At 32.8% G+C, this 22,485-nt stretch carries 20 protein-coding genes; 7 read left to right on the forward strand and 13 right to left on the reverse strand.

The genetic code is table 11. From position 1 onward, the window contains the following. Positions 1-356: 356 nt before the first annotated feature. Positions 357-4,856, forward strand: a complete 4,500-nt coding sequence (gene gltB, locus Q1B37_RS20420; RefSeq protein WP_299901897.1) for a glutamate synthase large subunit — start codon at positions 357-359, stop codon at positions 4,854-4,856. 12 nt (positions 4,857-4,868) lie between these two features. Then, on the forward strand, positions 4,869-6,332 hold the full coding sequence (locus Q1B37_RS20425) for a glutamate synthase subunit beta (RefSeq protein WP_299901899.1): 1,464 nt from the start codon (positions 4,869-4,871) through the stop codon (positions 6,330-6,332). An 81-nt stretch (positions 6,333-6,413) separates the two neighbouring features. On the opposite strand, the gene Q1B37_RS20430 is transcribed toward Q1B37_RS20425, so the two are convergent. Both Q1B37_RS20430 and Q1B37_RS20435 read right to left on the reverse strand, forming a co-directional pair. Next, positions 6,414-7,151, reverse strand: a complete 738-nt coding sequence (locus Q1B37_RS20430; protein WP_299901902.1) for a LytTR family DNA-binding domain-containing protein — start codon at positions 7,149-7,151, stop codon at positions 6,414-6,416. A 10-nt stretch (positions 7,152-7,161) separates the two neighbouring features. Further along, positions 7,162-8,325, reverse strand: coding sequence for a histidine kinase (locus Q1B37_RS20435; RefSeq protein WP_299901905.1), 1,164 nt, complete (start codon positions 8,323-8,325; stop codon positions 7,162-7,164). A 244-nt stretch (positions 8,326-8,569) separates the two neighbouring features. Here Q1B37_RS20435 and Q1B37_RS20440 point away from each other — a divergent pair, with 244 nt between their 5' ends. The 4 genes from Q1B37_RS20440 to Q1B37_RS20455 all read left to right on the forward strand — a co-directional run bounded on the left by Q1B37_RS20440 (position 8,570) and on the right by Q1B37_RS20455 (position 12,054). After that, positions 8,570-9,511, forward strand: a complete 942-nt coding sequence (locus tag Q1B37_RS20440) for a nuclear transport factor 2 family protein (protein ID WP_299901908.1) — start codon at positions 8,570-8,572, stop codon at positions 9,509-9,511. An 18-nt stretch (positions 9,512-9,529) separates the two neighbouring features. Continuing rightward, complete coding sequence (locus Q1B37_RS20445; RefSeq protein WP_299901911.1) at positions 9,530-10,591, forward strand: alpha/beta hydrolase-fold protein; 1,062 nt, start codon at positions 9,530-9,532, stop codon at positions 10,589-10,591. An 18-nt stretch (positions 10,592-10,609) separates the two neighbouring features. After that, positions 10,610-11,077 (forward strand): hypothetical protein, encoded by a 468-nt coding sequence (locus tag Q1B37_RS20450; RefSeq protein ID WP_299901914.1) that lies wholly within the window; start codon positions 10,610-10,612, stop codon positions 11,075-11,077. A 68-nt stretch (positions 11,078-11,145) separates the two neighbouring features. Continuing rightward, on the forward strand, positions 11,146-12,054 hold the full coding sequence (locus Q1B37_RS20455) for a hypothetical protein (RefSeq protein WP_299901917.1): 909 nt from the start codon (positions 11,146-11,148) through the stop codon (positions 12,052-12,054). 124 nt (positions 12,055-12,178) lie between these two features. Here the strand turns inward: Q1B37_RS20455 and Q1B37_RS20460 are convergent, their stop codons facing one another. From Q1B37_RS20460 to Q1B37_RS20490, 7 genes are all read right to left on the reverse strand, one after another. After that, the gene (locus Q1B37_RS20460) at positions 12,179-14,938 is read right to left on the reverse strand and encodes a M56 family metallopeptidase (protein WP_299901920.1); all 2,760 of its coding nucleotides are present in this window, start codon (positions 14,936-14,938) and stop codon (positions 12,179-12,181) included. After that, a complete protein-coding gene (locus Q1B37_RS20465) occupies positions 14,938-15,297 on the reverse strand; it encodes a BlaI/MecI/CopY family transcriptional regulator (RefSeq protein WP_280936580.1) in 360 nt (119 codons plus the stop codon). The genes Q1B37_RS20460 and Q1B37_RS20465 overlap by 1 nt, the downstream gene beginning before the upstream one ends. Before the next feature lie 153 nt (positions 15,298-15,450). Then, positions 15,451-16,386: a threonine/serine dehydratase gene (locus Q1B37_RS20470; protein WP_299901923.1), complete on the reverse strand. Its 936-nt coding sequence runs from the start codon at positions 16,384-16,386 to the stop codon at positions 15,451-15,453. A gap of 109 nt (positions 16,387-16,495) precedes the next feature. Further along, the gene (locus Q1B37_RS20475) at positions 16,496-17,152 is read right to left on the reverse strand and encodes a DUF6090 family protein (protein ID WP_299607318.1); all 657 of its coding nucleotides are present in this window, start codon (positions 17,150-17,152) and stop codon (positions 16,496-16,498) included. Between the two features lie 70 nt (positions 17,153-17,222). After that, positions 17,223-17,765 carry a DUF4287 domain-containing protein gene (locus Q1B37_RS20480; protein WP_299901926.1) on the reverse strand — a complete coding sequence of 181 codons (543 nt, stop codon included), beginning with the start codon at positions 17,763-17,765 and terminating at the stop codon, positions 17,223-17,225. A gap of 33 nt (positions 17,766-17,798) precedes the next feature. Continuing rightward, complete coding sequence (locus tag Q1B37_RS20485; RefSeq protein WP_299901928.1) at positions 17,799-18,584, reverse strand: anti-sigma factor; 786 nt, start codon at positions 18,582-18,584, stop codon at positions 17,799-17,801. Beyond that, positions 18,584-19,141: an RNA polymerase sigma factor gene (locus Q1B37_RS20490; RefSeq protein WP_299901931.1), complete on the reverse strand. Its 558-nt coding sequence runs from the start codon at positions 19,139-19,141 to the stop codon at positions 18,584-18,586. The genes Q1B37_RS20485 and Q1B37_RS20490 overlap by 1 nt, the downstream gene beginning before the upstream one ends. A 121-nt stretch (positions 19,142-19,262) precedes the next feature. On the opposite strand from Q1B37_RS20490, the gene Q1B37_RS20495 reads away from it, so the two are divergent. Next, entirely contained in the window at positions 19,263-19,781 is a 519-nt protein-coding gene (locus Q1B37_RS20495) for a fasciclin domain-containing protein (RefSeq protein WP_299607313.1), read from the forward strand. A 119-nt stretch (positions 19,782-19,900) separates the two neighbouring features. On the opposite strand, the gene Q1B37_RS20500 is transcribed toward Q1B37_RS20495, so the two are convergent. From Q1B37_RS20500 to Q1B37_RS20515, 4 genes are all read right to left on the reverse strand, one after another. Beyond that, the gene (locus Q1B37_RS20500) at positions 19,901-20,668 is read right to left on the reverse strand and encodes an MBL fold metallo-hydrolase (protein ID WP_299901934.1); all 768 of its coding nucleotides are present in this window, start codon (positions 20,666-20,668) and stop codon (positions 19,901-19,903) included. A gap of 60 nt (positions 20,669-20,728) precedes the next feature. After that, positions 20,729-21,307, reverse strand: a complete 579-nt coding sequence (locus Q1B37_RS20505; protein ID WP_299901937.1) for a Crp/Fnr family transcriptional regulator — start codon at positions 21,305-21,307, stop codon at positions 20,729-20,731. A 113-nt stretch (positions 21,308-21,420) separates the two neighbouring features. Further along, positions 21,421-21,843 (reverse strand): DUF3592 domain-containing protein, encoded by a 423-nt coding sequence (locus Q1B37_RS20510; protein ID WP_299607310.1) that lies wholly within the window; start codon positions 21,841-21,843, stop codon positions 21,421-21,423. Between the two features lie 141 nt (positions 21,844-21,984). Beyond that, entirely contained in the window at positions 21,985-22,455 is a 471-nt protein-coding gene (locus tag Q1B37_RS20515; RefSeq protein ID WP_299901940.1) for a YHS domain-containing (seleno)protein, read from the reverse strand. Positions 22,456-22,485 lie beyond the last annotated feature (30 nt).

A 22,485-nucleotide genomic window follows, 5' to 3' on the forward strand; every position in this document is an offset into this window, starting at 1 on the left:
TTCATGTTATTTTTATCATTTTAAAATATTTACCCCCTAAAAAATTAGGGGTATGTATTTTTTCAAGAAATAACTGAGGATTTCGCAGTGAAAGATTGATGTTTTTTTACGAAAACGTTTTCATTTATTTTTTTTAGCCTAAAATGCTGTAATACCTACGATTAATAAAGGTTTTTTGAAGAAAATCTCGTTATTAAATTCGTAATTTCAAGTCTTTATTTTAGGATTATATTAGTTAAATAGTCCTTTTTTTATCGAGCTCAAAAAAACGATGTTCCATACGCGGTTTTTCTTTTCCCTTCCTTAAGGTTTTGTTAATTTCAACAACTTGAAACACTATTTAGATCGGAAATAACATGAAGAAACAAGGAATGTATCTGCCAGAATTCGAACACGACGCGTGTGGTGCTGGATTTATCTGTAGCTTAGAAGGTAAAAAGTCTAATGACATTATACATAAAGCACTAGAGATTCTGGAAAAATTAGAACATCGTGGAGCGGTAAGCTCAGATGGAAAAACAGGAGATGGAGCAGGAATACTAATAGATATACCACATGATTTCTTTTTAGAAAATTGTGAGTTTGATTTACCCGAAGCAGGAGAATATGCTGTAAGTAATGTGTTCTTACCTAAAAAAGAAAACCAGAGACAATATTGTATAGATACTTTCGAAAGAAATATCGAAAATCAAGGGTTGGTATTATTAGGATGGAGAGATGTTCCTGTGGACACGGTACATTTAGGAGAAATAGCTGCTACTACAGAGCCTTTTATCAAACAAATATTTATTGGTAAGAATTCTAAGGATCAAAGTTATTTCGATTTTAACCTTAAATTATTCACGGCTAGAAAAATAACAGAACACGAAATTTACAGTTCTAAGTTATCTGAGAATAAATTCTTTTACTTACCAAGTTTGTCTACAAAGACTTTAATTTTTAAAGGTCTTTTAATGCCAGAGGATATCAAATTGTATTATACAGATTTGATGGATCCAAAGGTAGTAACAAGGCTTGCTTTGGTGCATCAACGTTTTTCTACCAATACATTTCCTACTTGGGATTTGGCACAACCTTTCCGCTATATGTGTCATAATGGCGAAATTAATACACTTAGAGGTAATGTAACAAGAATGCGATCTAGAGAAGAATTATTAGCTAGTGATTGGTTTGGAGATGATATAAAAAAGATTTTACCGGTAGTATTAAAAGGTAAATCCGATTCTGCATCTATGGACATGGTTGTAGAGTTATTATTAATGACAGGTAGATCTTTACCAGAGGTAATGATGATGATGGTACCTGAAGCTTGGGAAAAGAATCCAGAAATGTCAGAAGCGAAGAAGGCGTTTTATGAATACAATTCTTGTGCGATGGAACCTTGGGATGGTCCAGCTTCTATACCTTTTACAGATGGAAATTATATTGGAGCTGTACTGGATAGAAATGGATTAAGACCCTCTAGATATACCGTAACCAAGAATGGATATGTAATCATGTCTTCCGAGACGGGAGTTGTTGATATTGCACCAGAAAATATAGAATTTCATGGTCGCCTAGAACCTGGGAAAATGTTCTTGGTAAATATGGACGAAGGAAGAATTGTAAATGACGAGGAAATTAAGGAAGAAATAGCAGCCAAACATCCGTATAGAAAGTGGATAGATAGCAGTTTAGTGCATTTAAAAGATATACCTTATAATGATTGTCCTTTATTCTTAGGAGAAGAAACAATTGCTAAACGAAAAGAAGTATTTGGATATACTCAAGAGGATATCGATACGATTATCGTACCTATGAGTCAGTTAGCAAAGGAACCTATAGGTTCTATGGGATCAGATACCCCAATCGCGGTGCTTTCACAAAGGTCGCAACTGATTTACAATTATTTCAAGCAATTGTTTGCGCAGGTAACGAATCCGCCGTTAGATGGAATTCGTGAAGAATTAATCACTGATATCAGTCTTACCTTAGGGGCAGATCATAATATTTTTGATATTAATGAAAAGCACTGTAACAAATTAAAAATTCAGAATCCGGTTATATCTAAAGAGGATCTTGATAAAATTAAGACGTATACAGATAAAGGTTTTAAAGCTACTTCTGTATCCATGTTATACAACATTAATCGTGGACTTAATGGGTTAGAAGATGCTTTAGATACCATGTTAGATAAAGTTTCTGAAGCAATTGACGACGGAAGTAATATAATCATTCTTTCTGATAGAAATATCAGTAAACATAGAGCGCCAATACCGGCATTGTTAGCTTGTTCTTTTGTGAATAGCGGATTACAAAAACTAGGAAAACGTTCTCAGGTTAGTATCATTATAGAATCTGCAGAACCAAGAGAAGTACATCATTTTGCTTTACTATTTGGATATGGCGCAAGTGCTATTAATCCTTATATGGTAAATGAGATTATCAAAGAACAAATAGAAGATAATAATATTACCGCTTTAGAAGCAGAAGCAGCTATAAATAATTACAATAAAGCTGTTGGGAAAGGAGTATTAAAGGTAATGAACAAAATAGGTATTTCTACATTGAATTCTTACCGTAGTTCTCAGTTATTTGAATGTATTGGAATCAATACCCAAGTGGTAGATAAGTATTTCCCAAATACTGCTACCCGTATACAAGGAATTGGATTATACGAAATAGAAAAAGAAATAGCGAAACGTCATAAAAGAGCATATATAGAAAGAGAAGTAGATGCTTCTTTAGATCTTGAAATAGGAGGGCAGTATAGATGGAGGCGTAATGGAGAGAAACATCAGTTTAATCCATTGTCTGTTGCTAAACTGCAAAAATCGGTAAGAGATAATGATCCTAAGACCTATAAAGAATATGCTGAATTAATCAACGAGCAATCCAAAGATCTTATGACTATTAGAGGATTATTGGAATTCTCTAATTATGATCCTATTCCTTTGGATGAGGTAGAACCGTGGACAGAAATCGTAAAACGTTTCAAAACTGGAGCGATGTCGTACGGATCGATTAGTAAAGAAGCTCATGAGAACCTGGCGGTAGCAATGAATCGTATTGGAGGAAAAAGTAATTCGGGAGAAGGAGGAGAAAATCCATTGCGTTTTTATAAAGATGTAAATGGTGATTGGAAGAATAGTGCTATTAAGCAAGTTGCTTCGGGTAGATTTGGAGTTTCGTCTAACTATCTTACCAATGCTGCTGAGATTCAAATAAAAATGGCTCAGGGAGCAAAACCAGGAGAAGGAGGACAATTACCAGGACCTAAAGTAAATCCTGAGATTGCAAAAACACGTAATTCTACACCGTACGTAGGATTGATTTCGCCACCACCACATCACGATATCTATTCTATAGAAGATTTATCACAGTTAATCTATGACCTAAAATCTGCGAATAGAGATGCACGAATTAATGTGAAATTAGTATCAGAAGTAGGAGTTGGTACTGTTGCCGCAGGTGTAGCTAAAGCAAAAGCGGACGTAATTCTTATATCTGGATTCGATGGAGGAACAGGAGCATCACCATTAACTTCTCTAAAACACGCTGGTTTGCCTTGGGAGCTGGGAATCGCAGAAGCGCAGCAGACTTTGGTAGGAAATAACCTAAGAAGTCGTATTGTATTAGAATGTGATGGTCAGTTAAAAACAGGAAGAGATGTAGCGGTTGCTTGTTTATTAGGAGCGGAAGAATTTGGATTTGCAACAGCACCGTTAGTAGCTTCTGGTTGTATAATGATGAGAGTTTGTCACTTGAATACCTGTCCAGTTGGAATTGCTACTCAGAATCCTGAATTGCGTAAGAAATTCAAAGGAAAACCTGAGCATGTGGTAAATTATATGTACTTCGTAGCTCAAGAGCTAAGAGAAATCATGGCAAAGCTTGGTTTTAGAACTATCGATGAAATGGTAGGACAAGTACATAAATTAGATCGTAAAAAAGCAATTGAGCATTACAAGACTGCAGGAGTAGATCTTTCTCCGATATTACATCAGGTAGAAGCGCCAGAAGGTGTTGGTATTTACAATTCTGAAATGCAAGATCATGGTTTAGGAAGATCTATTGATTTCGAAATTATCGAGCAGGCTCACCAGGCACTATTTAGAAAAGAAAAAACCACCTTGGATTTTGATATTACTAATACAGATAGAGCAGTAGGAGCGATTCTAAGTAATGAGATTTCTAAGATATATGGAGCGCAAGGTCTTCCAGATAGCACATTGAAATTAAACTTTACTGGAGCAGCAGGACAAAGCTTCGGAGCATTTGCTACCAAAGGTCTTACCATGGTGGTTAATGGTAATACTAATGATTATTTAGGTAAAGGATTATCTGGAGCTAAATTAATTATTAAAGTACCAGACGAAGCGACATTAATTCCTGAAAATAATGTGATTACGGGTAATGTAACTTTATATGGAGCTACAGATGGAGAAGTGTATATCAATGGTAAAGCAGGTGAGCGATTCTGTGTTCGTAATTCTGGTGCCAAAGCAGTAGTGGAAGGTATTGGAGATCATGGATGTGAATATATGACTGGTGGTGTTGCCGTAATTCTTGGAGAGGTTGGTAGAAACTTCGGAGCTGGAATGTCTGGTGGAATAGCATATATCTATGATGACAAGAAAACATTTGAAGCACATTGCAATAAAGAAGCTTTAAACCTAGATCCTGTAGTGATTCCTGAGGATGTTAAAGAGTTAAAAGATTTAATAGAGTCACATTATAATGCCACGTTAAGTCCATTAGCTCAGAGAATTCTTGAAAACTGGGAAAGTGAATTACCAAAGTTCATCAAAATATTCCCAGAAGAATATAAGCAAGCATTAAAACGATTAGAAGAAGAAAAATTAGCACAAGCATAAACGATAATAAAGATGGGAAAGACAACTGGATTTTTAGAATTTGAAAGAGAGACGGAACAGTATGAACCTGTTAAAGATCGTATAAAAGGATATAAAGAGTTTACCGTTCCTATGACGGAAAGTAAACTTAAAGACCAAGGAGCAAGATGTATGGATTGCGGAATTCCATTTTGCCATAGCGGATGCCCGTTAGGAAATCTAATACCTGATTTTAATGATGCGGTGTATCGTGGGAAATGGGAGAAAGCAACACGCATTTTACACTCCACAAATAATTTTCCCGAGTTTACAGGGAGATTATGTCCGGCACCTTGCGAAGAAGCTTGTGTTTTAGGGATTAACGAAGATCCCGTAACCATAGAAAATATTGAAAAAAATATTGTTGAGGAAGCTTTTAAAAATGGATGGATTAAAGCTAATCCTCCCAAAGAAAGAACAGGTAAAACAGTAGCGGTTATTGGATCAGGTCCTGCTGGATTAGCAACAGCACAGCAATTAAACCGTGCGGGTCATTTGGTGACTGTTTTTGAGAGAGACGAGAAGGTAGGAGGGTTACTTCGATATGGAATTCCGGATTTTAAGATGGAAAAAAATGTAATCGATCGTCGAATTGAAGTGTTAGAAGAAGAAGGAATTATTTTTAAAACAAATACCTTTATCGGAAAAGATGTAAAGGCGGATGCATTAAAAGAAGATTTTGATGCAGTTGTATTATGTACAGGAGCAACGGTTCGAAGAAATTTACCGGTAAAAGGTTCTGATCTAAAAGGTGTTGTGCAAGCAATGGACTTTTTACCACAAAACAATCGAAGAGTCGATGGTATTAAGGATTTGGGAGAAGAAATTTTAGCGACAGGAAAAGATGTTATCGTTATCGGTGGTGGAGATACAGGATCTGATTGTATAGGAACTTCTGTACGTCATGGAGCTACTTCTGTTACTAATTTTGAAATCATGGGTAAAGGTACTACAGCCAGACCTGCTAATCAGCCTTGGCCGTTTTGGCCAATGAGATTGCGTACAAGTTCTTCTCACGAAGAAGGAGTAGAACGTAACTGGAGCATTTCTACAAAAGAATTTTTAGGAGATGAAAATGGAAATTTGAAAGGATTAATAACATCGCAGGTAGAATGGATCAAAGAAAATGGACGTTTTACACTAAAAGAAATTCCAAATACCGAAAAAGAATGGAAGTGTGAGCTAGCATTACTAGCGCTTGGATTTACAGGTTCAGAACCAACTATCGCAGAGCAGTTAGGTATTGATATGGATGCTCGAACAAATATCCAGGCTTCAGAAGATAATTATGCTACCAATGTAAAAGGAGTTTTTGCAGCCGGAGATACAAGAAGAGGTCAGTCTCTAATTGTATGGGCTATTGCCGAAGGAAGACAAGCAGCATATCATGTAGATACATATTTAATGGGAAGCTCTAATCTACCACTAAAAGGAGAAGGAGACTTACCAAGAATTTAGTTTTTTAGAATCTAATATTCAATATTAGTGTTAATTAAAGGCTGCTAGTGAGCGTATGTGCTAGCAGCCTTTTTTTGTATGTTATTTTTTGAGAATTTTATTGTGTACGATCTTCTGCATTATTTTAGATCTATAATTTCTGCCTAATGGAATATGATTAGATGCAATAGTAATCCCCTCCGCTTCTATAGAATCAATTTTATGGATACAAACGATATAAGATTTATGAACCTGCAGAAAAATATCAGAATCTAATTGTTTAGCAACTTCCTTTAAAGGAATTAGAGAGAGATATTTTTTTCCATCAGCCGTATGAAATGCTACGTAATTTTGCATGGATTTTATAAAGAGAATATCATCAAAATATAACTTTTTATAACTGTTGTCACATTTTATAAAAACATAATCTGATGTAGTAGTATCGCTGGTAGATATAGTTTCAGTGTTATTGTTATTGAGCAAGAGATATTGCTCCTTTACCTTACAAACCGCTTTAAAAAAACGAGTAAAAGTAATTGGTTTTAATAGGTAATCCATTACGTCTAAATCAAAGCCTTCTAAAGCATAATTAGGAAATGCGGTCGTAATGATGACCATCGGTTTTGATTTCATGGATTTCAGAAATTCGATTCCATTCATTCTAGGCATTTGGATATCTAGAAATAAAAGATCTGCTTCGTGAGCATTCTTAATTTTAGTCATTTCTAATGGATTCGAACAGCTACCATGTAATACTAAAAAATCTACTTCTGCTATATAATTAGAAATACACTCTCTTGCTAAAGGTTCGTCATCAATTACAATACATTTTAAAACCATACTTTATTTTTTAAGATTGTAATGAGGTAATTGGATTGATTATCGGTTCCGAAGAAATAGAGAGCGATTGTAACAATAATTGAAGCTCTATCGTAAATATATTATTGGTTTTTTGAATATCAAGATGATATTGGTTTTTGTATACTAAATCCAATCGTCTTCTAACATTTTTCAAACCAATTCCGCTATTTTTCATAAGATCCTCAGCATTATAATTATCATAATTATTAATGCTATTTTTTATTCTAAAGAGTATTTTCTCCTCGTAACAATGAAGCTCAATTTCAATCCAGTTTTTTTGATCTTCTCCAAGAGAAACATGTTTAAAAGCATTTTCTACAAAAGGCATTAGAATAAAGGGAGCAATTGAGATATTACCATATGCTTGATCTTTAATAGTAGTGGTAACTTTAACAGTATTGTCTAGTCTTAACTTTCCAAGGTTAATAAAATTTTTTAAGTAATTAATTTCCTTTTCTAATGGGATCTTAGATTCATTGCACTCATAGAGTTGATATCTCATGAGATCAGAAAAATTGGCTAAGGATTCAGAAGCCATGTCAGGGTTTTTATGGATCAAAACAAAGATGGAGTTGATAGTATTAAATAAGAAGTGAGGATTAAATTGAGATTTTAGAAATTTAAGTTCAGTTTCAATTTTTTCCTTTTCCAATAATTGTTGTCGCTGTTGCGACTTTATCCAGTTTTTTGTGAGTTTTATGCTCATTGCTAAGGTCATACTAGCCAGTGTAGAGGATATAGGTCCAGACCTTAGAAGTTTTGAAAAACTTTGATTGTCAAATAGCTCCGCAACAGTTGAATTTGCCACGTATGCTGTTACATAATAACCAGAAGTAAGAATAAATACAGTAACCAATATCGTTGCACCGAAAAAAAGAAGATAGGTAAGGTATTTTCTTTTCTCTAGGAATTTAGGAATGAGGTAATATAAATTGAAGTATACTGCTGCTGCCTGAAAAACAAAATAGAACAGAAATTTTACATTATATGGTGGAAAGAAAATATTATACGCAGCTTCTTTTGCACTTCCTATTCCAATAGCCCACCACATATAATGATATGCAAACCAAAATAAAAGATGGTACGCTTTATAACGATATAAAACGTTCAGAATTTTAGAGTTCTTAAAGGTATCCAAAGATATAACAGACATACATGTATTACTTACAACTCATTAAAATAAGAAAATAGTTGCTAACCCTACTGCTCTTAATTGATTTATTGATCAACAGCTCTAAATTATTGACGAACGCAAAAAAACTCATCTTTTTTAATCTCCTTTTTTACAGACTCCTAAAATTCGTCGAACATCAATACTTCAGTTCGTTTGATCAATTTAGTGTGTTAACAAGTTAGTATTCAGGGTATTTTAGCATAAATCACAAAACAAAACCATTATGAGACTTGTCCAAACATTCTTAAGTTTCTTGTTTTTTACTACTATTTGTTCTCAAGAAATACGGGCTAATACTACTCTGATAGATGAAGTAAGTATAGAAAAACAGCTTAGTGAGTTTATTAGAGATTACAATCAGGGAATGCAATCATCTGATGCAGAAATCATCGTGAAACATTATGATAAAGAAATGTATTTAATGCCTGCATTTCAGAAAACACTACTCGGAAAAGACAATGCATTTTTATATCACAAAGCTTTCTTCGATCGATTTGATATTCTGGCATATGAAAGAGAAAATTTCGAAACCTTGGATTTAGGATCGCAACTCTGTGTGCTGGGCGTATTTAAGATGAAGGTTCGATTAAAAAATGAAACTCAAGTAGTGGAGTTAAATGGAAAGTATATGGATATATGGAAAAAAGGGCAAACAGATATTACTTTGATTTCTGAAATATGGAATTATAATCATCATACAGATCTTACCGAACAGCTAAAGTTTAACGATGTTCCGGGAACAGTACTTGCTTATCAAGGACACTTGCCTATTAATGATAACATCCGATTTGAAATAGCTTCTATTAACCATTTTACAGAAGAGTTTATAGCGCATCGGGATCATACCTTATGGAAACAATTATATGCAAAAGATGCAATCGCATTGTTTAGTTATAAACCAGTTTTTAAAGATAAAAACACCTTAGATCAATTTATAAAAGATCATGTAGCGGAGCTTCCAATTTTCGAAAAACTAGATATAAGGAATAATTATATCAATGATCTTGGAGAATATGTGGTGAACTATGCAAGTCATATTGCAAATTGGAGGAACAACGAATATTCTGGAATTAGTACAGGCAAAGGAATAAAAATTTGGAGAAGAGCACCAAATGGAACACTAAAAATAGTAAGGCAGATATCTACTTACGATTACAACTATTAATTTGAAAATCATTCTCTTATGCAATATTTCAAAATAGCTTTACTTCCTTTTCTGATGATTTTTGTGATGAATGATTCTTCTGCACAATACAAGATCAAGGGAAACATAGTAGAAGACGTTATACCATCAAAGGTTTTAAAAAAGAATAAAATTGGATTAAACGTTACAAGAAAAATCAAAACTTACCTTCCGCCGGGTTATTCATCATCAAAAAAAACATATCCAGTAGTTTATTATTTACATAGCCTTTTTGAAAATATAGATCGTGTAGTTTCTGATCAAAAAACTCCAGAAATTATCGATAAAAGTATCATGTCTAACGCATCAAAGGAGTTTATTTTCGTAGTAGCGGACTTTAGTTCTCCAACGGTAGGAAGCCTCTATGAGAACTCGGAAACTAGTGGTTTGTGGTTAGACTTCATTAGCAAAGAACTAGTTCCTTTCATAGATCAAAAATATAGAACTATTTCTGATAAAAATAGTAGAGCTGTGATTGGACATTTTATGGGTGGTAGAGGAGCGCTTAAAGTTGCTATGGAATATCCCGAAATGTTTAGTGTTGTATATGCATTACATCCTGTGGCTACTGGTTCTGGATACCTTCCTAGGGTTTCTTTGGGTGTAGATTGGGAAAAAATACATCAGGCTAAATCATTTGAAGAAGTGGGAGAAGATATAAGAACCAAAATTTTCACTAGTGTATGTCAGGCGTTTCTTCCAAACATCAATCGTGCTCCTTTGTATTGTAATTTTTTGTTCGAAAAAGATGAGAATGGACAACTAAAACTGCATCCAAATAATGTAAGAAAAGAACAAAAAGAGTTTCATTTAGATGAACGATTAGATGATTATGCAGAAAATCTTCGAAGTCTTAAAGCAATTGCTTTTGATTGGGCAAGATTTGATCAGACGCAGGATCATGTGATTTCTAATCGAAGATTTAGTAAAAAATTGATGGATCTTAATGTGGATCACGAAGGTGTGGAGTTTGTAGGCGATCCATGGAATAAATATTGGGGCGATGACGGCCGCATAGCGACTAGAGTTTTACCTTTTTTAAATAAATATTTATCGTTTTAATATTAAATCTAACAAAGCATGATGATAAGACGGATTCTTATATGGTTGGTTATTCCAATAACTTTTTTACAGTGTACATGTTTGGATAAAACTCCTGAGTTTTCTCTAGAAGAAGATCAAAAATCAGTACAGGAAATTTTAAAAATTTTGGATGATCATAGTATTTCCACAGAAGATAAAATGATGGTATGGGTTGATGATTTGATTCACATGGCTCCAAATCATCCATTGATTTCTGATAAACCTACACTTGTGACTCATATAGAAAAAGAAAGGGAGTATGGTTTTGCAGATATGAAACATGAAATAACAGAGATGCATTCGTATACTGAGGTGGTAGTGATGCATGGAAGAGTAACCGGAACTTTTTACCCTGCAAACAAAGGAAAACCTAATGCTTTTAGTACTAAGAATATGTTTGTTTTTAGAAGAATGAAAGATAATTCGTTAAAAATTTGGAAAGTGATATTCAATATGACTTTGTAGACAAAATTAAAAGGGAAGTATGGTTATATGTAAAATATCCATAAGAATACTCATAAAAATAAGTAGTAATGAAAAGATATATTGTACTCATATTTAGTATAACAACACTAATTGCCTGTGAAAACAAGGAAAATAAAAGGACGGTAGTAATAGAAAAACCAGTAACTGTAGAAAATATGTTAGCCAAATATAATCAGATGATTATAAAAGCTGGAAAAACAAATTCTTTTGAGATCATACAAGAACTATATGATTCTGAGTCTTTACTGATGACAGATTATAACCCTTTGATTGTAAGCGATACAAACATCAAAATTTATTACGATACTATATTTAATAGAAGAAGTATAAAGGAATACAATCGAAAGACGTTAGATATTTTAGAGTTTCCTAAAAGAATTATCGAGATAGGATTGTTTACTAAAGTATTTGAAGATGCTGAAAAAGTAGAAGGTAAGTATTTGAATGTGTGGAAGTATGATGGCGAAGGAAAATTAAAATTAAGAGCAGAGGCTTTTGGATATTTGAAAGGTATAGAAGATCCTACCAAATTCTTGGTTCCTGAAGCTAGTACTACATCCCTTGATCCAATTAAAGAGCCAAGAGAATTGGCTGCTTATAGTGCTTTGGGGAAAAGTAATGTGAGAGCTCGAATTCCGGAAAGAACTGCAGATTCTTATACAGATGATGCTATCTATTTACCATTTGCGGATACCATAAAATCCGGAAAGTCTGTTTTGATTGAACATTATAAGGGATATTACAAGCATCCTGCAACCATAGATTCGCTAGAAGTAATGACCTATGCTTATGATATCGTAGAGGATGGTTATATTAAATATGGTGGATTTTATGTGGATTGGTCTGTTCCAGGGTATTCTGGAAATAGTACCGGAACAGGGATTTCTTACTGGCGTAGAGAAAAGGATCATTCTCTTAGGATACATAGGCAAATAGGCTTACATATTCATAAATAAAGGACTATTTCATTATTTACAAAGAGATGATAAAAACGAAAAATGCTGTTAATTGAAATAATTAACAGCATTTTCAATGATTGATGAATGTATATGTGATTGGCTAGTTTGAAATATTGATTACTTAAAAATAAATCTTAATACGGATTGCTTGCTCTAATGAAATATCATTATCCTGATCTTTTAAAGATTTTACAAACTCCGGAGTCACACCATGAATTTTTAGACTTCTCGCTTGATCAGCAGAAATATTGCTATATCCAAGGTCTTCAAACGGCTTTACAAACTCAGGAGTAACATTATGAATTTTAAAAGATATAATATCGTCTAAAGGAAGATTACCGAATCTTGTCTTTTTAAAGTCTTTGATAAATTGTGGTGATACGTTATGTATTTTAAGAGACATAAGATCATCTATAGAAAGATTATTATATCCCATTTTTGCATATTCCGATGCATAATCTGAAGATACATTATGAATCTTAAGAGATTTGGCATCATCCAAAGATATATTCTTGTAACCAGCTTTTTTAAAGGTGTTAATAAACTCTGGAGTTACATTATGAATCTTTAATCCAACTACTTCATCTAAAGGAATATTTTTATATCCTGCATCATTATATCTTTTAATAAAATCTGGAGTCACATTATGAATTTTTAAAGAGATGATATCATCTACAGATACATCATCATAACCAAGTGCTTTGAACTGTTTGATAAAATCATTTGGAGTCGTCTGCTGACTCTTTTGATATCCTTTACCAGAGCTATTTGTTGAACTCGATTGGCTATATTGTTGTGCAGCGTTTGTTAATTGTGGCGTCACATTATGAATTTTCAACTTCACTGCTTCTTTCAAAGAAATATTCTTTTGTCCAGCTTTTTTATAAGATTCAACCAAACTTGGAGTTACATTATGAATCTTTAAATTCTTTGCTTCTTTTAAAGTAATATTTGGATATCCCATTTTTTGGAAACTTTGTATAAAAGCAGGAGTAACATTATGTATTTTAAGGTTCTGAGCTTCTTTTAATGTAATGCTTTTGAAACCAGCATTTTTATATGCCTGAACATATTCTGGAGTTACGTTATGGATCTTAAGGTTTTGTGCTTGTTTTGCAGAAATATCAGTATAACCTTCTTTTTTGAAGTCAGCAATAAAATCTGGAGATACATTATGAATCTTTAATTTCATATAATCTTCTAAAGACATCTTTTTATATCCATTATCTGAGTAAGACTTGATAAACTCTGGTGATAGGTTATGGATTTTAGCCTTAGTAATTTTCTTTAATGATGTCTGTTGACCGTTTACTTTGTTTATGAATTTTATATACGCGAGATCAACATCAAAAAGGTTCAACTTACTCACTTCATTCATTGTATAGTCATTGTAGCCAAGGTTGGCTAATCCTTTGCGGTACATCTTTAATTTATCAAGAGAAAGCCCTTTATGAATAATGTCTTCAAAATCATCCTGATCTAAAGAAAGATTTTCTTGTTTTAAATATGCTAAATAAGTTTCATCAAAATCAGTAAGGAAACAATGAACAAGTTCTTCATTATCAGCCGAAAATCCATAATCTCTTAATGCTTTACTGAAATTGGTATTCGGAGTGAAGGTATATCTTCCATCTCCAAGCCCATTTTCAAATTCTCCTGTAAATAACATAGTTCCTGCATCTCTGGTAATTTCAAAATTTTGTTTGTTTCCAGCTGGAAAACCTGCAAAGAATGAAGGGTCATAACATCTAGTAATTGACCAGTAACTTCTTTTTAATGGTTCTGCATTTCGATACATAATACATAATTTTCCTCCTCCAAGCTCAGCATCCCAAGAGCCTCTGGTGTAATCGTTCTTAAATTTTGATTCTTCAAAATGTTCTTCAGATGGAGTTTCTAATTCATCAGAATAGAAAGCATCGTTTTCTGCTGTTGTTGGATTCATGTGAACCGGATTAAAAGATAATACGGTTAGTGCCAGTAATGGAATAATGATTAGGTATTTCCATCCTGATTTTGCTGTCGATTTTTTAGAATTCATCATAATTATTCGTTTTTTGAGAAATGATTGATTGTAACTTGTTGCCAAACCTGTTGGCATATCTGGGGTTGAAACTTTTAGTAAATTCATTTGATATACCTCTTTATCTTCACCTTTTTTTAGCATACCATCATCGGTAAGATATTCCAGGTTGTTATCAATAGCCTTGCGGTATAACCATGCGAATGGATTAAACCATTGTATGGTAACTAATAATTCTACTAATAACATATCCAAACTATGAGCACCAGCTATATGCATTTGCTCATGTTTTAATATTTGTAAATAGGTATCTGGATCGTATTGATTGGGATTTATAAATATTCTGTTCCAAAAAGAGTAAGGAGCATGATTAGTATCTGTTTCTACAATTTTGTAGGCATCCACTTCGATACTTGGATATTTTATCATTCTAAAGATGAGTACTGCAAGTTGTATTAAGAAATTTATGCCAAATGCCATGACACCTAATACATAGATATAAAGTAAAATTGATTTCCAATCTAGAGCAATGATGGATGGCGAAATAGTTTCTGTAATACTTTCTGAAGTTGAAGTTACAGGAGCCGAATCAGAGAATGGTATTGTATTTTCAATCGGAGTACTATTATTCTCTGAGATTGCTGTTTGTTGGATTTCGGAATTAACCGAAGGCTGAAAAATTGTAGTCTTAAATGAAATGTTTTCTGGTACAGAAATAAATGGTAAACAAAAAGAAACAAGAACTAAACTAACCAAAACCCATCTATTTAGATGATAAAAAGTTTCTTTAGAAAGAAATAACTGATATATGATATAGGATAAACCTATAAGAGCAGCACTATAGATAATATAAGCCATTACTTGTTGTTTTTGATGAGTTTGATGATTTCTTCTAATTCTTCGGTATTGATCTTTTCTTCTTTGGCAAAGAATTTAACTAAGGCTAGAGGTGAATTATCAAAGTAATTATTTACAACCTCACCTAAAACATCTTTTTGGTAATCATTTTTAGAGATCAATGGATAGTATTGAAAACTATTGCCAAAAGCTTTATGGCTAATAAAACCCTTTTCTTCCAGAATCTTTACAATTGTAGCAGTAGTATTATAATGGGGCTTAGGATCTGGTAATTCTTCTATAATTTCTTTGATAAAAGCTTTTTCCAGTTTCCACAAACTCTGCATGATCTGTTCTTCTCTTTTGGCTAACTTTTGCATGATTTCTTAATTTGATAATACAAACATACTCCTAATAAATTAGTTAAGCAACTAATTTATTAGGAGTAAAACTAACTTATTAGGAGTTATGAAGCTAAAGCCCTTTTATTACTAGTGTTTTGAAATGATGTTAAAAAAAAGTAAAAGTGTTTTTTAGAAAGGGAGATTGCTTAAATCTACGTTACCACCAGATAAGATCATTCCTATTTTTTGATCTTGAAAGCGTTCTTTTTCTCTTAATAAAGCGGCAAGTGGAACCGCACAAGAAGGTTCTATAATGATTTTCATTCGTTCCCATATCAAACGCATGGCACTAACAATTTCCTCTTCATCCACACGAATAATTTCAGAAACATATTGCTGAATGATAGGGAAGGTAAGGTCTCCTAATGGCATTTTAAGTCCATCTGCAGCGGTATCAGTGGTTTCATTAATTTCTAAAGTTCCACTTTGTAATGCACGATACGCATCGTCTACTTCAAAGGGTTCTCCACCAATTACGGTGCAATTAGTACCAAAGTAATGAGCAGCTAAAGAAGTCCCAGCAATGAGTCCACCACCGCCAACAGGCGCGAAGATGTGAGTGAGATCCGGATGGTCTTCTAATAACTCCAACGCAGCAGTTCCCTGTCCTAATATTACATTGTGATCATTATAAGGGTGTAAAAATGTAGCTCCTTTTTCGAGTTGTATCCTTTTAGCAGTTTCTTCTCTATCTTTATGCGTAGGAGGACATTCTATAATATGACCTCCATAATCTATAACAGCATCCTTTTTAACTTGTGGAGCATTAGAGGGCATTACAATATATGCGGTAATACCTAAGCTTTGGGCAGCAAGAGATAAAGCTTGCGCATAATTTCCAGAAGAATGCGTAACAACACCCTTTGCTTTTTGTTCGTCTGAGAGTTGCAGAATAGCATGTGTAGCACCTCGCATTTTAAAGGCTCCCATTCGCTGAAAATTTTCGCACTTAAAATAAATTTCAGCTCCAGCAATATTATTTATAAGCCTAGAAGTTAATATTGGAGTTCTATGGATATAAGAAGAGATTTTAGCTGCCGTATCGCTAAGACTTTGTGCATTCATAATTATAGTAAGATTAGCCTTGGACGAAGATACTAATTTACCAATCTATATGTATGATGGCTAGTTAGAAACCATGAAAATAAAGACTTAATAATATGGTATGTTACATCTACGTACTCTCTTTTTTGATCTCTTCTAAAAGGCGTTTGTTACTTTCTAAGCATTTTTTTCCACTCTCTAAAACAATGTAGTAGGCACCATTCATACTGGATACAATATTTTTTAACAAAGGATCTTCTAAAAAGTCAAGATTCCCACTTCTTATTTTGGTATAATCCATCTTATGAATGAAAAAATCTGCTAAATACTTTTCGTTAATCTTTTCTATTCTTTGATAATCTTGTAAGATATTTTTATGTGATGAATAATGCTCTTCTATACTTTTACGCAAATCAAAATTATCAATCAACTTCATATCACCAGAATTGACCAATGTTCGGTAAGTAGTATTTTGAGGAGTGAAATTAATTAGTCTTGCTAATACAAAAACCTTTCTGCTTATAGAATCTCTTTTCGTTATCTCAGGATTTCTAAAAAAAGCTTGTATCTGTAAAGTAGTCTTAATTTTAGAATTGAACTTTGTTTCATTCTCTTCCAATAGTGCTATTTCACGTTCAATATCAATTGCAAGATTATCTAAATATTGCTTTTTAAGATCTGTATTGGATCGGTTTTCTTTTATATTGTTTAAAGAAAAGGCAATAGTGATTCCAATAATCACAATGATGATTTCTCCGATAGCATATTTCCAATTAATACGTTTCATTCTGCCATTTTATCTTTTCTAAGATATGAAAAATGAAATGATTCAGAAAAATAAAAGAAGATTTGGATTTTTAAATAGAGTCTTCATAAGCTTCTTGCATCCAACTGATTAACTCTTGGTCTATTTGCTCTACGGATTGTAATTGTACTCGATGCGTGCACATAGTTCCGAATGGTCCAGAATCCAGTAATCTATCTGTAGTTGATTTCTCTTTAAGTTTGAAACCTAAATCAATTCTTGTTTTAGTAGCTGGTTTAATTAGTAGAAACTGTCTTTTTCTGATAATGCTAACGCTAGTTTTTTTAGGAGTTTTGGTAACATCTGTACCAAAGGAATCTACTACAGAAACTAGTTTCTCATAGATTGGAATTAACTGTTCCTTTCCTTTATATTGGTTCGCTACTAAATCTTCAGTAGTTTCATTTCCTTCCTTTGATAAAGTTACGATGGTATTAGCAAAACCATGAGTTACTCCATGTTCTTGTTTTAAAAACTTCACTGCTTCTCCATGTTTAGCAAATGATTTGTCTTTTAGAATAGACTTCCATTCTTCCAATGATTTGCCTGTTTTTTCAGGCATATTATTAATCATAGTTTGTAATGCTTGATTCATGGTTGGTATGTATTTAAAAAAGAGAAATTTAAATTATAAGTACACATTAGAAATTAGCTGTTCCACCGTTGGATGGTCATTTCCGCCAGCAGGCTCGATAGTAATATTTAAGGATGCTGCATTTTCAATATATTTCATGGTGATCATTTCCTGATCTTGGGCGATTACGCCCATATCAATCATTTCTCCATCCACATCTGCCCACATCTGATATGTTTTGCTATTATCTAATTTAGAAAGTCCTTGTGGATTAAGAATTACTTCTTTATTCTGATGATTTACATATGCTACGGCAGAAGAAGTAGGAGATTTTTCATTTCCTTTAAGTACCAATTGGACCACTTTTGGATTGTTAATTGCTCGATACCATTTATCGGTTTCCTTTAGATTATCTTCTACGGTTACCAGTCTGTCTTGTAGATTAGTAGTTTCTTTTTGCAAAGTCACAATAGTAGCTTCCGTATTTTTCCACTGATTATATAACCACCCTGAAGTACATAGAAATAGTGCTGCAAGGCTTGCAGCAATAGCAAAGCGGTAAGAGATTTTTTTCTTTTGTTGAATAGGAATCACACCTTCTTCAGAAACTGTATCACTATTTTTTATAGAATTTAGAAGATTAGATTTGATATGAGTAGGAGGTGAGATGGCATTTTCAAAAGCCATTTGTTCCATGTCATCTTCCATTTTACGGAAGTACGCTTGTAATTCCGAATCTTCTTTCAGTATTTGAGCTACTTCTCTGGAGTCTTTTTCAGAAAGTTCTCCTAGTAAATATTGTTCTAGTACTCCTGTATCTTTTATTGTATTCCTATCCATCATCTCATCATTTCAATAATAATCCATACGATTCCAAGTTCCTCTTTATAAGATTCTCTTAGTTTTTTCAATGCCTGTTTGATATACGATTTAAATGTTCCCAAAGGCACGTCCATCTCTTCATGCGCTTCTCTATGTGTAAGCCCATTAAAGTATACAAGTTCTAAAGCTTTTTGATGATGAGGTTCCAATCTCTTTAAGGAGCCTTCTAGTTGTGTGATATCTTTTCCTGCTTCAGAAGTACTTCTTTCTTTATATACACTTAAATCTTCCGTTTGGATGAGGAGAGCATCTTTTTTTCTTAAAGAATTTAACGTTATGTTCCTTGCTATTCTATAGGACCAGGTAAAAAACTTCCCTTTCTCAGGGTCATAAGTGTTAGATTTTTGCCAAATTTTCATAAAAGTTTCTTGTAATAGATCCTGTGCTAAACCCTCGTCTTTGCACATTCGTAAAATGACACCATAAATCGCTCCAGAATAGAGATCATAGACCCTAGACAAAGCCTGGGTATCCTGATTCTGTAACTTTTTTATGAGTTCTAAATCGTCTTTCATTTATTATTGGCTTCTTCAAATTTAAAAAAAATCTCATCCAAACTCATCCAAACGAAATAATCTTGTGTATATGATAATGAAAAACGCGTTTAAAAATGTTTAATTATTAAAAAATAAAATCATGAAAAAACTAATTTTTATTGCATCAACATTGTTCTTATTCGTAGTATCTCAATCTGTATTTGCACAATCAAAAAAAGATATTGTGGATGTTGCAGCATCAGTCAAAGACTTTTCGACATTAGTAACTGCTGTAAAAGCTGCAGATTTGGTCGGAGCGTTAAAAGGAGATGGACCATTTACAGTATTTGCACCAACAAATGATGCATTTGCTAAAATTGATTCAAAAACACTTAATTCTTTATTAAAACCTGAGAATAAGGGAAAATTAACTTCTATTCTTACTTACCATGTAGTATCTGGAAAAATTGATGCTGCTGCTGTGGTAAAAGCACTTAAAGGAGGTGGAGGTAAAGCTGAGTTAAAGACACTTAGTGGTGCTACCTTAAAAGTTATCAAAAAGGACGGAAAGATTTGGTTAAAAGATCAAAACGGGAATTATAGTCCAATTGTAAAAACTGATGTGATGGCTTCCAATGGAGTGATTCATGTGATTGGTGATGTTGTAATGCCTAAGTAGTAGCTTTATACATCAGTAATAAGCGCTGTATTGGATACAGCGCTTATTTTTTTTCAATAAAATTGATAGGATGAAAAGTGTGTTTTTAATATGGATACTTTGTTTATAACCAAAGTTTACTAAAACTCCATGAGTTCTCCATCCTGCGGGATATATGTCTTGTCTATTAGTCCTTTTTTGGATAATTCAGAAGTTAGTTCTTCTCTAGTAATTGGACAATGGTTAACGGCTTCTAAATGGTTAGCAATTACTTTATCTGGAGCATTTTTTACAAATTTGACAATATCTTCCATAGTCATTAATAAAGGTCGAAAGAGATCCAATTGCGCTCTACCACTTGCTACTACACTAATATCTGGTTTGTATTGTTTAAGTACTTTATCAACAGCTTGGGTATAAATAGTATCTGAACTTAAATAGATTGTTTTTTCATTCGGAAGTTGTATGTAATAACCCATAACATTTCCCATAGGTTTTGCTACGAATCCATACCCATGTCTGGCTGGAATTCCTTCTATAGTTCCTCCTAAAAAGTCTGAAGATTTCCAATAGTTAACAACTTGTGAGACGTTTAGTCCACGTTTAAGTAGTATTTTTTCATCTTTAACACTGCAGATTATCGGGATGTTTTTCGATTTTAGAAATTGTTCTGCCGCTTTATCCAAGTGATCAGGATGTAAATGTGTTAGCAAACAATGTGTTGTTTTATGTGCTATTTCCATTGCGTTCTCGGGTAGATCTAGAATAGGATTTCGTTTGGGTTTATATCTAAAGAACGTAAAAGACGGTCCTGCGGTTCCTTTTTTACCCAACATTGGGTCTATTAAAATAACTTTATCCTTAGTCTCAATTACCATTGTAGCATTCCTGAGATGATGTATTTTCATGACTTCATATTTTAAAAAGATAAAATTAAAGTGCTAATTATTTGATTTCATTGATTTGAATCAAGAAATTCGTTTTCGGATTCTACTTAATGTTTCAGGAGTAATGTTTAAGTAAGAAGCAATGTGGTATTGAGGAATGGTTTGTAACCAATTTGGTTTGTAAATTAGTAATTCATTATACAATTCTTCCGATGATTTGGTTATTCTATTATATTCAAAAAGTTCTTTTTGTTTTAGTATTTTTTGAAAAGACAGATCAATAAATGATTTTCCACATTCGTATTTTTGCAGCAGTTGTCTAAATGGAATTTTATCAATTACCAATAACTCAATATCAGTCAACGTCTCCTGATTTTTTTTGGTTTTAGTATCATGAATAAAAGACGATAAATCGGTAATAAATTGTGGTTTGGTATAAAAATTAATGTTCGTTTCCCGGTTACTAGATGAATAGTATTCTCTTATCACACCATTATTCAAAAAACGAAGTTGTCTTTCTTCTTTATGTTCGGTGAGAATTTGTGTGTTCTTTTTTATTTTTTTGATACTAAATAAATCCAACAGTTCCCTTAATCCATGTTTGTTTAATGGATATTCCGTTTCAAAAAATGATGATATTTTAGATGTATCAAGATGCATAGCTGTATTTTACTTATACTTAAACCAAAGTATTTCGGATGCTGTTTAATTATTATATCAACTGTATATGTTTTATTTCCGTAATCAAAACTTTTAGAATATAATAGAGATTACTACTGTATAAGATATAAATAAAAAATCAACGTTATTATACAAAAGAAATAGCCCATTCCAATAAAGATCATAGGGAAATAGGTTTTCCAAAATTTATTATTAATGATTATTTCATAGGTGTCATTCTTTTTTAAATAGATAATATCCATATTTTTTTTAGAACTTTTAAAACTGGTACCATAATCAAGTTCTTGGATTTTTTCTATTCCATTGGTGTCATAAAATTTCACAATCGGATAGTACATTGTACTGGTGTATCCATCAGAATCTTTACTTCTTTTTTCTACAAAATCAATGATTGTTGCTTTTGTTTTAACCCCATTACTTTCAATTCTAATATTTTTATTTCGGAAATAATATCCGATATAAATGAAAACACCTCCTACGATAAAGAAGATAGCTATAACCAGAAGATTTTCCATTTTATAAAGTTTTATATTATGTTTTTTAATTTTCTATTGTAAACATATAAATATAGTTTTTACTTTTTAGTTAATTCTCAAAAACAAATAACGGTTTAAGTAACTACTTAAACCGTTATTCTCATGAAAAGGAACCAATCCTTAATTATATGTTTTACTTAATTTGGCCCAATTTTTATCTGCCGTACTTTTCAATTTATTATGATTGTTTTCTGCCAACCAAAGCTGTTTAGCATCTAACTCTACATTGTTGAGAAACAAGAAGTACTTACCATCTTTTACAATAAACTTTGTAGGGTCTACTCTAAATTTAGCACCTGCATAGGTTCCAAAGGCGCAGAAACCTCCATATGCTGGTAAATATTTAGAAGGATTTTTATCGAATTGCTTTTTCTGATCTGCAGATGTGAAATAATATATTACCTTTTGATGTTCAGATTTGAATTGTTTATTCCCTCGCTGTGCTAATCCTAAGTCCAAATAGGAAACTGGACTGTATCCTTGTAAAGCGATATTACTATTGTCTATATTATTAGCCTTTTTATCTTGAGCAGTTACTATAGAAGTTGCTAAAAAAGCGATTAAAACGATTGATAATTTGATAAGTTTCATAATTTTTTTGTTTAAATATTAATGTTTTGT

Origin of the sequence: uncultured Aquimarina sp. (assembly GCF_947492965.1) — a bacterium.
GTDB lineage: Bacteria > Bacteroidota > Bacteroidia > Flavobacteriales > Flavobacteriaceae > Aquimarina.

Excerpts from the sequence above, each read along its gene's own strand:
- Q1B37_RS20515 (WP_299901940.1), bottom strand. The coding sequence starts at position 22,455 with ATGAAACTTATCAAATTATCAATCGTTTTAATCGCTTTTTTAGCAACT.
- Q1B37_RS20510 (WP_299607310.1), bottom strand. The coding sequence starts at position 21,843 with ATGGAAAATCTTCTGGTTATAGCTATCTTCTTTATCGTAGGAGGTGTT.
- Q1B37_RS20470 (WP_299901923.1), bottom strand. The coding sequence starts at position 16,386 with ATGAATGCACAAAGTCTTAGCGATACGGCAGCTAAAATCTCTTCTTAT.
- Q1B37_RS20445 (WP_299901911.1), top strand. The coding sequence starts at position 9,530 with ATGCAATATTTCAAAATAGCTTTACTTCCTTTTCTGATGATTTTTGTG.
- Q1B37_RS20465 (WP_280936580.1), bottom strand. The coding sequence starts at position 15,297 with ATGCAAAAGTTAGCCAAAAGAGAAGAACAGATCATGCAGAGTTTGTGG.
- Q1B37_RS20490 (WP_299901931.1), bottom strand. The coding sequence starts at position 19,141 with ATGAAAGACGATTTAGAACTCATAAAAAAGTTACAGAATCAGGATACC.
- gltB (WP_299901897.1), top strand. The coding sequence starts at position 357 with ATGAAGAAACAAGGAATGTATCTGCCAGAATTCGAACACGACGCGTGT.
- Q1B37_RS20480 (WP_299901926.1), bottom strand. The coding sequence starts at position 17,765 with ATGAATCAAGCATTACAAACTATGATTAATAATATGCCTGAAAAAACA.
- Q1B37_RS20435 (WP_299901905.1), bottom strand. The coding sequence starts at position 8,325 with ATGTCTGTTATATCTTTGGATACCTTTAAGAACTCTAAAATTCTGAAC.
- Q1B37_RS20475 (WP_299607318.1), bottom strand. The coding sequence starts at position 17,152 with ATGAAACGTATTAATTGGAAATATGCTATCGGAGAAATCATCATTGTG.
- Q1B37_RS20430 (WP_299901902.1), bottom strand. The coding sequence starts at position 7,151 with ATGGTTTTAAAATGTATTGTAATTGATGACGAACCTTTAGCAAGAGAG.
- Q1B37_RS20440 (WP_299901908.1), top strand. The coding sequence starts at position 8,570 with ATGAGACTTGTCCAAACATTCTTAAGTTTCTTGTTTTTTACTACTATT.
- Q1B37_RS20505 (WP_299901937.1), bottom strand. The coding sequence starts at position 21,307 with ATGCATCTTGATACATCTAAAATATCATCATTTTTTGAAACGGAATAT.
- Q1B37_RS20455 (WP_299901917.1), top strand. The coding sequence starts at position 11,146 with ATGAAAAGATATATTGTACTCATATTTAGTATAACAACACTAATTGCC.
- Q1B37_RS20500 (WP_299901934.1), bottom strand. The coding sequence starts at position 20,668 with ATGAAAATACATCATCTCAGGAATGCTACAATGGTAATTGAGACTAAG.
- Q1B37_RS20495 (WP_299607313.1), top strand. The coding sequence starts at position 19,263 with ATGAAAAAACTAATTTTTATTGCATCAACATTGTTCTTATTCGTAGTA.
- Q1B37_RS20460 (WP_299901920.1), bottom strand. The coding sequence starts at position 14,938 with ATGGCTTATATTATCTATAGTGCTGCTCTTATAGGTTTATCCTATATC.
- Q1B37_RS20425 (WP_299901899.1), top strand. The coding sequence starts at position 4,869 with ATGGGAAAGACAACTGGATTTTTAGAATTTGAAAGAGAGACGGAACAG.
- Q1B37_RS20450 (WP_299901914.1), top strand. The coding sequence starts at position 10,610 with ATGATGATAAGACGGATTCTTATATGGTTGGTTATTCCAATAACTTTT.
- Q1B37_RS20485 (WP_299901928.1), bottom strand. The coding sequence starts at position 18,584 with ATGGATAGGAATACAATAAAAGATACAGGAGTACTAGAACAATATTTA.